This is a genomic window from Pseudomonas sp. P1.31, from assembly GCF_001269815.1.
GTDB lineage: Bacteria > Pseudomonadota > Gammaproteobacteria > Pseudomonadales > Pseudomonadaceae > Aquipseudomonas > Aquipseudomonas rustica.
Window position 1 is genome coordinate 1 of record NZ_LHVN01000004.1, and the last position, 12,426, is coordinate 12,426.

At 59.2% G+C, this 12,426-nt stretch carries 12 protein-coding genes; 3 read left to right on the forward strand and 9 right to left on the reverse strand.

Annotated features, from left to right (window positions below; all coding sequences use genetic code 11):
• The first annotated feature begins 829 nt into the window (after positions 1-829).
• The gene (locus tag AD669_RS02485; protein WP_053116811.1) at positions 830-1,594 is read left to right on the forward strand and encodes an SDR family oxidoreductase; all 765 of its coding nucleotides are present in this window, start codon (positions 830-832) and stop codon (positions 1,592-1,594) included.
• Positions 1,595-1,769: 175 nt separating this feature from the next.
• Positions 1,770-2,675 (forward strand): cation diffusion facilitator family transporter, encoded by a 906-nt coding sequence (locus AD669_RS02490; RefSeq protein WP_053116812.1) that lies wholly within the window; start codon positions 1,770-1,772, stop codon positions 2,673-2,675.
• Positions 2,676-2,895: 220 nt separating this feature from the next.
• Here the strand turns inward: AD669_RS02490 and AD669_RS02495 are convergent, their stop codons facing one another.
• From AD669_RS02495 to AD669_RS02525, 7 genes are all read right to left on the reverse strand, one after another.
• Entirely contained in the window at positions 2,896-4,029 is a 1,134-nt protein-coding gene (locus AD669_RS02495) for an AGE family epimerase/isomerase (RefSeq protein ID WP_053116813.1), read from the reverse strand.
• A gap of 163 nt (positions 4,030-4,192) precedes the next feature.
• Complete coding sequence (locus tag AD669_RS02500) at positions 4,193-4,765, reverse strand: HupE/UreJ family protein (protein ID WP_053116814.1); 573 nt, start codon at positions 4,763-4,765, stop codon at positions 4,193-4,195.
• Between the two features lie 27 nt (positions 4,766-4,792).
• A complete protein-coding gene (gene ureG / locus AD669_RS02505; RefSeq protein ID WP_053116815.1) occupies positions 4,793-5,407 on the reverse strand; it encodes an urease accessory protein UreG in 615 nt (204 codons plus the stop codon).
• Between the two features lie 10 nt (positions 5,408-5,417).
• Complete coding sequence (locus AD669_RS02510) at positions 5,418-6,092, reverse strand: urease accessory protein UreF (RefSeq protein WP_053116816.1); 675 nt, start codon at positions 6,090-6,092, stop codon at positions 5,418-5,420.
• Positions 6,089-6,589 (reverse strand): urease accessory protein UreE, encoded by a 501-nt coding sequence (gene ureE, locus AD669_RS02515; protein ID WP_053116817.1) that lies wholly within the window; start codon positions 6,587-6,589, stop codon positions 6,089-6,091. The genes AD669_RS02510 and ureE overlap by 4 nt, the downstream gene beginning before the upstream one ends.
• Before the next feature lie 298 nt (positions 6,590-6,887).
• Positions 6,888-7,520 carry a TetR family transcriptional regulator gene (locus tag AD669_RS02520; protein ID WP_053116818.1) on the reverse strand — a complete coding sequence of 211 codons (633 nt, stop codon included), beginning with the start codon at positions 7,518-7,520 and terminating at the stop codon, positions 6,888-6,890.
• Between the two features lie 169 nt (positions 7,521-7,689).
• Entirely contained in the window at positions 7,690-8,106 is a 417-nt protein-coding gene (locus AD669_RS02525) for a hypothetical protein (protein WP_053116819.1), read from the reverse strand.
• A gap of 385 nt (positions 8,107-8,491) precedes the next feature.
• On the opposite strand from AD669_RS02525, the gene AD669_RS02530 reads away from it, so the two are divergent.
• Positions 8,492-10,567 (forward strand): AsmA family protein, encoded by a 2,076-nt coding sequence (locus tag AD669_RS02530; protein ID WP_053116820.1) that lies wholly within the window; start codon positions 8,492-8,494, stop codon positions 10,565-10,567.
• 300 nt (positions 10,568-10,867) lie between these two features.
• On the opposite strand, the gene AD669_RS02535 is transcribed toward AD669_RS02530, so the two are convergent.
• Both AD669_RS02535 and AD669_RS02540 read right to left on the reverse strand, forming a co-directional pair.
• Positions 10,868-11,401: a bacterioferritin gene (locus AD669_RS02535; protein WP_053116821.1), complete on the reverse strand. Its 534-nt coding sequence runs from the start codon at positions 11,399-11,401 to the stop codon at positions 10,868-10,870.
• Between the two features lie 90 nt (positions 11,402-11,491).
• The gene (locus AD669_RS02540) at positions 11,492-12,421 is read right to left on the reverse strand and encodes a LysR substrate-binding domain-containing protein (RefSeq protein ID WP_172680067.1); all 930 of its coding nucleotides are present in this window, start codon (positions 12,419-12,421) and stop codon (positions 11,492-11,494) included.
• Positions 12,422-12,426 lie beyond the last annotated feature (5 nt).

The window sequence follows — 12,426 nt, forward strand, 5'->3', positions numbered from 1 at the left end:
ATCTTTTGATCTTGAAAAACAACATCAAAAGATCGCAGCCTGCGGCAGCTCCTACAGGGAAAACGATTGCTCCGTCAAATTGTGGAAAACAAATCCGGCAAGCTACCAAAGCGCGACATAAAGACGCTGCAAATGGCTGTTTTTCCACAGTTTTGACTTGTCCCCGTTTGCTGTGGAGCTGGCTGTGAATAACGTGGGTGTATCTGGCTGCAGGCCTTGTAAGCCGTGGCTTGCAAAGGTGTGGTTGTTTTTTGATCAGACGCTTTTGCCTGAGCGAGAGGCGCCAATGTCAACCTTTTTATAAGGCTGATATCGCAGTCGATATGAAGTGCGCCTGCCTGTGGATAAGTCTGTGATTAAACTCTGGAAAGACCTCGCTAAGCACCGTAATTGCTGGCCTCGCGCAATCACTGTGTCGACCGCTTTGTCGTGCAAAATGCCATGTCCCGCACATCTGCCGCTTCAGGGTCAAGCAAAAAACTTTCTGTTTCCCCCGCAAAGCCTTGTGCGGCGCGGCTTTGCGCGTATCCACTTGCCCCCGGAAACTGTGGAAGGGACTGTGGATAACATGCGCGCACATGGCTACAGGCCACGCCCTGTATGGCGTTCCTACGGTTGATCATTTTTTGAGCTGAATCCGTCCGTGTAGGAGCTACCGAAGGCTGCGATCTTTTGATTCTGGTTTTGAAGATCCAAAGATCGCAGCCTCGTTGCACTCGTCAGCTCCTACACATGGGTGGGGTGTTGCCCGTGAGTGCAGGGCCGGGCATGCTGCTGGCTGATTTTCTATTCCAAGGGCTGCCTCGGCGGCCGAAGCAAGGAGAACACGATGTCCAACACCCTGTTTATCACCGGCGCGACGTCCGGTTTTGGTGAAGCCTGCGCCCGCCGTTTTGCCGAGGCTGGCTGGAAACTGGTGCTGACCGGTCGTCGTGAAGAACGCCTTAATGCACTGTGCGCCGAATTGTCGAAGCAGACCGAAGTGCACGGTCTGGTGCTCGACGTGCGTGATCGCAAGGCGATGGAAGAGGCGATTGCCAATCTCCCGCCGTCGTTCGCCAAGCTGCGTGGCCTGATCAACAACGCCGGTCTGGCGCTGGGCGTGGATCCTGCGCCGAAGTGCGATCTGGACGATTGGGACACCATGGTCGACACCAACGTTAAAGGCCTGATGTACGCCACGCGTTTGCTGCTGCCGCGTTTGATCGCCCATGGCCGTGGCGCCGGCATCGTCAACCTCGGTTCGATCGCTGGCAACTACCCGTACCCGGGCAGCCATATCTACGGCGCGACCAAGGCGTTCGTTAAGCAGTTTTCGTTGAACCTGCGTTGCGACTTGCAGGGCACCGGCGTGCGCGTCAGCAACATCGAGCCGGGTCTGTGCGAGAGCGAGTTCTCGCTGGTGCGTTTTGCCGGCGATCAGGAGCGTTACAACGCGACATACGCCGGTGCCGAGCCGATCCAGCCGCAGGACATCGCCGAAACGATTTTCTGGGTGATGAATACGCCGGCGCACATCAACATCAACAGCCTGGAATTGATGCCGGTGAGCCAGACCTGGGCTGGCTTTGCGATTGAGCGGAACAAGGCCTGACACCGCGTTGAAGCCATTCGCGAGCAAGCTCGCTCCCACATTTGATCGCGGTCTCATGTGGGAGCGAGCTTGCTCGCGAAGGGGCCGTCAAAGGCAATAAATCCCGATAAGGTAAACTCCCCTCGCAACAACCCAACCGCACCCCGCGGTTTTCCAGGTTTTTCGAGGAGTCAAAGTGAGTAACCGAGGTGAGCAGTCGCTGCTCAAACAATCGACCATTCTGATGTTCGCCGTGGCGATCGCCGGGATCGTCACCGGTTTTGTTTCTGGTTCGCAATCCATCCTTTTTGATGGTTTTTTCTCACTGATCGCCACCTTCATCAAAGTCCTGATGCTGATCACCGCCAAGTTGATCGCCAAGGAAAGCAATCACCGCTTCCAGTTCGGTTTCTGGCATCTGGAGCCGATGGTGCTGCTGATCGAAGGCAGTTTCCTGCTGTTGATCGCGATCTATGCGTTTCTCAACGGTGTGTTTGGCATCATCAACGGCGGTCGTGAGATCGAGTTGGGGCTGGTGATCATTTACGCCGCGGTGTTTACCGTGGTCGAGTTCGCCTATTTCTTCTACGTCCGGCACCGTAACCGTAAGCTCAAATCGACCCTGATCCAGTTCGACAACATCAGCTGGCTGGTGGACGCGATGCTGTCCGTAGGCCTGTTGATCAGTTTCCTCGCGGCGCTGCTGCTCAAATCCCAGGGTTATGGGCAGTGGGCGGTGTATGTCGACCCGCTGATCCTGATCGTGCTGGCGCTGACCATGTTGCCGCCGGCGTTCAAGATTCTTGGGCCGGCGTTACGCGATGTATTGGGCATCGCCCCGGACACGCTGGATGATCAGGTGCGTCAGGTGATGGAAGAGGCGAAGGCTGAGCATGGTTTCGACGATTACGTGTCGTACGTGCAGAAGCACGGACGGGCGCGGTTTATCGAGATTCATGTGGTGTTGCCGGCGGACTATGCGCTGAGCCATGTCGGGCAATTGGATGCATTGCGCGAGGAGATTTCGGCGAAGCTGGGCAAGCCGGATGCGGCGCGTTGGCTGACTATCAGCTTTACCGGCGACAAGAAGTGGATTGCCTGATGTAACCCTGATTGCTGTTGAGAACAGATTTGTGGTGCAGGGGATTTAGGTAGAGAAGGGATTTACTGTAGAGAAGGGATTTATTGTGGCGAGGGGATTTATCCCCGATGGGCTGCGCAGCAGCCCGCTCTTTTTTCAGGGCCGCTACGCGCCCCATCGGGGATAAATCCCCTCGCCACAGTAGATCTCTTCCACCCGGTAAATCTGTTTTGCCATGAGATCAGCGCAAATATTCGGCCAGGCCGCTGTAGCAAGTCGCAAGGTGATACGGCGTAGTCGAAGGCATGTCCTTGCGACTCACCTCACCCAACTCATCCCGGCACTCATGCCAGCCACCGGCATGCAGAAACCGCTGCTGCAACGCCTGCAACTGACGCAACACCACCGCCTCGCTGCCCTGACGCAACGTCAGCGCGCGCAAATATTCCGCCTGCGCCCAGATTCGTTGAGTCGAATCCTTCGGCTGCCCATCCTGCCGCAGATCGAGCATCGCCCGCACCGCGCCTGACGGCTGTTCCACGCCATGCTGCTCAGTAAACGCAAACGCGCGATCCAGCGCCGCGTGCAGTTTCGAGCCGCGCAGCAACGGCGACGACTCGAGCAGGAAATACCATTCGAACTGATGCCCCGGCTCGTACCAGTTATCCACAGCCCCCAGCGGTTTCTCCATCAACACGCCATATTGCGGATCGACGAAGCGCTTGTGCATGGCTGTGCATAACTCCAGCAACGCGGTTTGGGTCTGGGCATCTTCGCGAACGGCGAGCGTGGCGAGGAAGGCTTCGGCCAGGTGCATCAACGGGTTTTGCAGCGGGCCGGTTTCGAGGGTGATCCAGTCGCGATTCAGGCACGCCTCGTACAAGCCATCACCGGTGGCAAAGCGCCGACCAATGATTTCCAGCGCGGCATTCAGCGTCGACTCGACCAGCGGATCGCCGGACTTGCCCCAGTAGTGCGCGCAGGCAAAAAGGATGAAGGCGTGGGTGTAGAGATCCTTGCGCTGATCCAGCGGCTTGCCCTGCGCATCGATGCTGTAGAACCAGCCGCCGTGGTCGGCATCGTGGAAGTGCCGTTGCAAGGAGCGGAACAGCGCCGCCGCGCGAACCTCTGCGTTATCCACAACCCCGATCAGACTGGAAAACAGATACAACTGCCGCGCGCAGGCCATCGCTCGATAGCGTTGCGGTGGCAAGGGTTGATGCGCGGCGTCCAGCGCCTCGTACGGCAGCGCCATGTCGGCGTTCCAGCCCGGGCCTTGCCAGAGGGGCACGATCACGTTGACGAAGTGCTGTTGCACAGCGCCGAACAGGGCGGTCAATTCAGGCAGGGAGGTGGAGCGGGAAGCGTGGGGCATGGGCGGACGTCGTCACGGGCTGGGGCGATTGCGCGACATGGTAGCAGAGAGCATCGGTTGGGTGACGACCCTGTAGGAGCTGCCGTAGGCTGCGATCTTTTGATCTGGCTTTATAAAGTCAAAAGATCGCAGCCTGCGGCAGCTCCTACAGGAGATCAGGCGTTTAGCCGGCCAGCAGCCAGGCGCCGGTGATTGCCGAAACCGCGCCTGCAAGACGAACCAACGGCGCAGCAGCTTGAGGCAGAAAACGCACTACGGCATAACCCGCCGCATGCAGTGCAGCCGTCGCTGCCACAAAACCCGCCGCATACGCCCACGGGCTAGTCATGTCCGGCAATTCCAAACCATGCGCGACACCATGGAACAACGCAAACACCGCCGTCGCCACCACCGCCATCACCAACGGCGGACGCACCGCCAATGTCACCGCCAGACCCAGCGCCAGCACCGACGCAGCAATCCCGCTTTCCAGCGCCGGCAGTTCCAGCCCTTCAAACCCGAGCAGGCCGCCCATCAGCATGGTGCCGACAAACGTGCACGGCAGCGCCCAACGCGCCGCGCCTTGTTGCTGCGCCGCCCACAAACCGACGGCAACCATTGCCAACAAATGGTCGAGGCCACCAATCGGGTGGCTGATGCCGGCGATCAAACCACTGTCGCCGTGGCCCGGGTGGGCGAAGGCCAGCGCCGGGGTCAGCAGCAGTGCCACGGCGCCGAGAATGCGTTTAAGTGTCATGAATAAGCTTCCTTGTTGATAAATAAATCAGGCTGCGGTCAGCAGGCCCTGGCGTTCGATGAAGGCGATGATGGCTTCCAGACCCTGACCGGTTTTCTGGTTGCTGAAGACGAACGGCTTGCCGTTGCGCATGCGTTTGGTGTCGCTGTCCATCATTTCCAACGAGGCGCCCACCAGCGGTGCCAGGTCGATTTTGTTGATCACCAGCAGATCGGATTTGCAGATCCCCGGCCCGCCCTTGCGCGGCAGCTTGTCGCCGGCGGAAACGTCGATCACATAGATAGTAAGGTCGGACAGTTCCGGGCTGAACGTCGCCGACAGGTTATCGCCGCCCGACTCGACGAGAATCAGATCGAGCCCCGGAAAACGCCGGTTCAGTTGATCGACCGCTTCAAGGTTGATCGAGGCGTCTTCACGAATCGCCGTGTGCGGGCAGCCGCCGGTTTCCACGCCGATGATCCGCTCCGGCGCGAGGGCTTCATTGCGCACGAGGAAATCGGCATCTTCGCGGGTGTAGATATCGTTGGTGACCACGGCGAGGTTGTAGCGCTCGCGCAGGGCCAGGCAGAGGGCCAGGGTCAACGCGGTTTTGCCGGAACCGACCGGGCCGCCGATGCCGACGCGCAGAGGTTGTGTGTTCATGAATGTTCTCCTAGGAGCGAAAGAGGCGGCTGTACTGGCGCTCGTGGGCCATGCACGCCAAGGACAGGCCGAACGCGGCGCTGCCGATGTGTTCGGGATTGATTCGGGTCGCGTCCTGCTGTGCCTGTTGCAGTAACGGCAGCAATTCGCTGGTCAGGCGCTGGGCGGCTTGCTGGCCCAGCGGCAGGGTTTTCATCAGCACCGCGAGCTGGTTTTCCAGCCAACTCCACAGCCACGCGGCGAGGGCGTCTTGCGGGGCGATGCCCCAGGCGCGTGCAGCCAGCGCCCAGCACAAGGCCAGATGCGGTTCAGTGCATTGATCGAGAAAATCACGGGCAGGCGCGTCGAGCTCCGGCAAACCGTTGAGCAGTTGCTGCAACGAGTAGCCCATCTGCCGGCTCTCCAGATGCAACTCGCGAGTCTCGCGGCTGGCGCGGTGGCTTTCGCAGAGGATCAGCAACGCGCTCCAGTTTTCATCCGCCGCCGCCTGGCAGTGCGCAAGCAGCAGCGGGGCTTCGAAGCGCGACAGGTTCAGCAGCAACTGATCGCTGATCCAGCGGCGGGCGTCGTCCGGGTTTTTCACCCGGCCGTTATCCACCGCCATTTCCAGACCTTGCGAATAGCTGTAGCCGCCAATCGGCAACTGCGGACTGGCCAGGCGCAGCAGCGCCCAGGCCGGATTCACAGGCGTACGCCGAACTGATGGAGTTTCGGCGCGTAGTTGAAGTCTTCGTCGCCGTGTCGTGAATGGTGGTGGCCGCCGCCATAAGCACCATGTTCCGGCTGGAACGGTGCTTCGATGGCTGAAACCTGCGCGCCCAATTGTTCGAGCATCGCCTTGAGTACGTAATCGTCGAGCAGACGCAGCCAGCCGTCACCGACCTGCAGGGCGACATGGCGGTTACCGAGGTGATAAGCGGCGCGGGTCAGTTCGAAGGCGTTGGCGCAGGTGACGTGCAGCAACTGCTCGGGGCGGGCGCAGACGCGGACGATGCGGCCGTCTTCAGCCTGTAGGCATTCGCCGTCATACAGCGGCGGTTGGCCACGCTCCAAAAACAACCCGACGTCTTCACCTTCAGCACTGAAACAGCGCAGACGGCTTTTGCTCCGCGCTTCGAAGGTCAGGTGCAACTCGGCGGCCCAGACGGGTTGAGGGTCGATTCTGCGGTGAATCACCAGCATCGGGAAACTTCCAGCTATGGACAATGGTTGCTCTAGAGCAAGGGGCTTGCCAATCGGACGAGATGTAGGAAATCCCTGTCGGAGCGTAGTGGATGTTTCAAGATGTTGCGGGGATTTGGAAGGTTTTGGTGCATGAAGGTTTTTACATGCACCAAATGGAGGCCATGATGCTGCACCCCTGTAGGAGTGAGCCTGCTCGCGATGACGGTGTGTCATTCAACATATATTTGACTGATCAACCGCTATCGCGAGCAGGCTCACTCCTACAGGGGATTTATGTTTTTGAGAGAAGGGGGAATTACTCGGTACTGCCCAGGCCCTGCCAATGCTTCAGGCCGATAAAGATAAAACGCAGCTGCTGAGTGATCTTCGCCTGTGGCGTCAGATGCTCCGGCAGTGCTTCAGCGGGCGGGTCGATGATGTCGGGGAGGGTGGCGAACACCGATTTGACGATCAGATCAGCCATCACACTCAGGCCATCGGCATCGAGATGCTGGAGCTTGGGCATCATCGTCAGATCCGATGCAAGGTCGGAGCTGATGTTCTCGCGCAACCGACCAATCGCCTGACGCACCGGCAGCGAACCACCGTATTGCTCGCGGGCAAGAAACAGAAATTGTGAGCGATTAGCGCTGACCACATCGAGAAAGATCCGCACCGAGGCATCGATAATGCCGCCCATGACGAATTCGTTGTGGCGCACCAGGCGGATGGTTTCGCGGAAGGTCTGACCGACTTCGCTGACCAGCACTAAACCCAGTTCGTCCATATCGGCAAAATGCCGGTAGAAACCGGTGGGCACGATCCCGGCGGTTTTGGTCACTTCGCGCAGGCTCAGGCTGCCGAATCCTCGGCCGCTTTCCATCAGGTGGCGGGCAGCGTCCATCAGGGCGTTGCGGGTCTGTTGCTTCTGTTCGGCGCGGGGCAGCATCGCAGGGTGTGTTCTTCGGCGGGACAAGCGCCGCACTCTAGCAAATCGGCTTTATCGGCGTCGAACGGCAGGACGGTGCAGCGGGGATTTTTGCGGGATGTTTTACCGGGGCCTGAAAAGTCAAAAGCCCAATCCGTCGATTGGGCTTTTTTTCTGGGCCACCATGGGCTCAGCTCACAGCGCTGTTGCGTTCGATCACACGATCACCACCACCTTCGGCAACAGCCTGGCCTTGTGGGGTTTTGTCGTAGCCGTCTTCAACCAGGCCTTTTTCTTCGAGGCGGTTGCGACCGTTTTCGGCGACAGCCTGACCTTGAGGGGTTTTGTCGTAGCCATCTTCGACCAGACCTTTTTCTTCCAGGCGATCACGGCCGCCTTCTGCTACAGCTTGACCCTGTGGAGTTTTGTCGTAGCCGTCTTCAGCGAGGGTGCCTTTGGTGTGGTCGGAGCCGTCGGCAGCAACGGTCTGGCTGAACACCGAGTAGCTGGTTTTTACTTGTGGCGTGGCTTGTTCGGCGGCAGGCAGTGCGAAAGCAGTGCTGGCCAGCATCGAGAGGGTAAGGCTAAGCAGTAATTGGCGTTTCATGATGGGTTGCTCCTTGGGAGGGCGATAAAGTGGGTACGAGGGCAATGCTACTCTCGATAAGTCGATATAAAAGTTCATAAACGCAATGGTAATAATCAACAGAATTGATTGTTCTGGCGGGAGGCTCTAGATCGGGCCTTTCAGAGCATCGGTTTTGCACCGAGGTGGGTATTTTCGACCCACTCGCGCCTCGCAAAAGTGCGGGTCGCGGTAACGCTGTTCGACTGATCGGTCAGAATTCACCCGGGTTTTTCCGTCTTAATCGGCTTTTCGGTTAAACCTGCGGGCCTTTTGCCAGTCACAGTTTTCATAGGGGCCGCTTTGGCCCGCCGTTTCAGCCTTTCACCGTGTTTTGGGTGAGGGGTCGTGATCAGGAGTTTTGTGCATGACGCGCACTGGAAAAATCTTCAGCTGGATCTTCGCCACCCTCGTGCTGCTACTGGCCGTGCTGGTATTGATCATCGTGTTCTTCGACTGGAACCGGATCAAACCGCCGCTCAACGCCAAAGTCTCGGAAGAACTGCACCGACCGTTTGCCATCAATGGCAACCTCGCGGTGATCTGGCAGCGCGAGCCGGATGAAGGCGGCTGGCGCGCCTGGGTGCCGTGGCCGCATGTGGTTGCCGAGGATTTGAGCCTGGGCAATCCGGACTGGTCGAAGAAACCGCAGATGGTCACCCTCAAACGCGTCGAACTGCGCATCTCGCCACTGGCGCTGCTGGCGCAACGCGTGGTGATTCCGCGTATCGACCTGACCGAGCCCAACGCCGATCTGCAACGACTGGCGGATGGCCGCGCCAACTGGGTGTTCAAGTTTGATCCCAAGGATCCGAATGCTGAACCGTCGAGCTGGGTGGTCGACATCGGCGCGATCGGTTTCGACAAGGGTCACGTCACCCTCGATGACCAGACCCTGAAAACCAATCTCGATGTGCTGATCGATCCGCTGGGCAAGCCGATTCCGTACAGCGACATCGTTGGTGACAAAGTGGCGAAAACCGCGCAGGACAAGGGCGGCGCGCCGCAGGACTACGCGTTTGCGCTCAAGGTCAAAGGCCAATACCACGGCCAGAACCTTACCGGCCAAGGCAAGATCGGCGGATTGCTGGCCTTGCAGGACGCGAGCAAACCGTTTCCGCTGCAAGCCCAGGCGAAGATCGGCGACACCCGCATCGAACTGGCCGGCACCCTGACCGACCCGATGAATCTCGGCGCTCTTGACCTGCGCCTGAAGCTGGCCGGCGACAGCCTCGGCAATCTCTATCCGCTGACCGGCGTTACGTTGCCCGATACGCCACCGTATTCCACCGACGGTCATTTGATTGCCAAACTGCATGACGCTGCCGGCGCGAAATTCACCTACGAAAAATTCAACGGCAAGATCGGCAACAGCGATATTCATGGCGACCTGACTTACGCCGCTACCCAGCCGCGACCAAAACTCAGCGGTGCGCTGGTTTCCAATCAACTGCTATTCGCCGACCTTGCGCCGCTGATCGGCGCCGATTCGAATGACAAGCAAAAGGCCCGTGGCGGCGACAGCAAGCAACCGGCGGATAAAGTGCTGCCGGTCGAGGAGTTCAAGACCGACCGCTGGCGCGCGATGGATGCCGACGTCGAGTTCACCGGCAAGCGCATCGTCCACAGCGAGAAGCTGCCGTTCAATGACCTCTATACGCATCTGGTGCTCAACGACGGCGAACTGAGCTTGCAGCCGCTGCGCTTCGGCGTCGCTGGCGGCAATCTCGATGCACAAATCCGTCTCAATGGCCGCACCGAACCGATGGAAGGCCAGGCCAAACTCACCGCGCGCCGCTTCAAGCTCAAAGAGTTGTTCCCGACCTTTGAACCGATGAAGACCAGTTTCGGTGAGCTGAATGGCGACGCCGATATCAGCGGTCGCGGCAACTCGGTGGCGAAATTGCTGGGCGGCGCCAATGGCAAGTTGAAGATGTTGATCAACGACGGCGCGATCAGCCGTGAATTGATGGAGCTGGCCGGGCTTAACGTCGGTAACTACGTGGTCGGCAAAATCTTTGGCGACAAGGAAGTGAAGATCAACTGCGCGGCGGCGGATTTCGATATCAAAACCGGCCTGGCGACCACGCAGCTGTTTGTCTTCGATACCGAGAACGCGATCATTTATATCGATGGCACGGCGAACATGGCCACCGAGCAACTGGATCTGACGGTGACGCCGGAATCGAAGGGCTGGCGTTTGATTTCCCTGCGTTCGCCGCTGTACGTGCGCGGCAAGTTCATCAAGCCGGACGCCGGGGTTAAACCAGTGCCGTTGCTGTTGCGCGGTGCGGGGATGGTGGCATTAGGCGTGATTGCGGCACCGGCGGCGGGGTTGCTGGCGTTGGTGGCGCCGAGTGGTGGCGAGCCGAATCAGTGCGCGCCGTTGTTGGAGCAGATGAAGGAAGGGAAAGCCCCGGTAACGGTTAAACCCACCAAATAATCGGGTAAAAGCAAAAGATCGCAGCCTTCGGCAGCTCCTACACCGATCGTTCCCACGCTCTGCGTGGGAACGCCTCTACGGACGCTCCGCGTTCGGCATTAAAAAGGCACGCAGAGCGTGCCGGGCTGCATTCCCACGCGGAGCGTGGGAACGATCAGTTAATGCATTCTCATGTAGGAGCTGCCGAAGGCTGCGATCTTTGTGCTTTTGTTGCGGCCTCTTTGCGAGCAGGCTCGCTCCTACATTGGAATGCATTTCAAATGTGGGAGCGAGCCTGCTCGCGAAGGCGATTTATCGGATTTAGAGGTCGTTCAGGATGTCAGCCATGTCATCGGCGTGCTCTTCTTCCTGCGCGAGGATGTCTTCGAAGATGCGCCGTGTGGTCGGGTCTTTTTCGCCGATGTACTGAATGATCTCGCGGTAGCTGTCGATAGCGATCCGCTCAGCGACCAGATCCTCGTAAACCATCTCTTTCAGGGTGTTCCCGGCCACGTATTGCGCGTGGGACATTTTCGACAGCAGGTCGGGATTGAACTCAGGCTCGCCGCCCAATTGCACGATGCGCTCGGCCAGACGGTCGGCGTGCTCGGCTTCCTGGGTGGCGTGCTCAAGAAATTCTTCGGCGGCCACATGGGCTTTGACGCCGTTGGCCATGAAATAGTGGCGCTTGTAGCGCAACACGCAGACCAGTTCGGTGGCCAGCGATTCGTTGAGCAAGCGCAGCACCTCCTCACGGTCAGCGCTGTAGCCTTCAGTTACAGCACCGTTCTCGACGTGTTGGCGCGCACGTTCGCGCAGTGTTTGAACATCTGACAGATGCAGGTCGTCGCTCATTTCGATCTCCAGGAGGCTAATCCGATGGGCGCCACGTTCTGCGGCCGTGGTCGCTACCCAAGTTGTGAGTCATGAGCGAAGCAAAAAGTTTTATGCAATTTGCGCTGTCCTCGGCGTCAGCCCCGACAACGCCGCCTCCTCGCGCAACCATGCAAAAAATGCGCGCACCGGCGGATGTCGTTCGCGGCCCGGCACACACAACGCGCTATACCCGGCGCCATCCACCACAACGTCGGCTTTGTAAGGCACCAGCAGACCACTGGCGACACTTTCCGAGACCAGAATATTGCTCGCCAGCACCAGGCCTTGCCCGGCAATCGCCGCTTGCAGGGCGTAATGTTCTTCGTCGTACTCGCGGTTCGCCGGCGACTGCTTGAGCCAGTTTTCGCCGGCCTTTGCGCACCACGCTTGCCAGCCATGGGCGTAAAGCTTGGAGTTATGCCAATGCACGCTGATCAATGTTGGCGTGCGCCGCGCGGCCAGTGCCACTTGCTCCGGTGAGCCGTAGACGCCGAAGGATTCATCGAACAGGCACAAGCCATACAGGTTCGGATAGTCGTCGAGGCTGTAGCGCAGCACCAGATCGACGCTGGCGTCCTGATGCAAATCGATGACCTCGCAGTGGGTATCGAGGCGCACGTTGATGTTCGGATGCTGCGCATAAAAACGCCCGAGACGCGGCACCAGCCATAACGCCGCGAAGGCTGCGGTGGTCGACAGCGTCAGGCTGCTGACGCTGCGTTGCGGGCGCAGGGTGTCGACGCTTTGCGCCACTTCCAGCAGCGCCCCGTGCAGGCTGCGAAACAATCGCTCGCCACCCTCGGTCAGGCGTACCTGGCGCGGCAGGCGTTCGAACAGAGCAAGCCCGAGCCAATCCTCCAGCGCACGAATCTGATGGGAAATCGCCGTCGGCGTCACCGACAACTCTTCGGCGGCCGCTTTAAAGCTCAACAAACGTGAAGCAGATTCGAAAGCGCGCAGGGCGGTCAGCGGCAGCGAGGCGAACATTGAAAACTCCACGGATG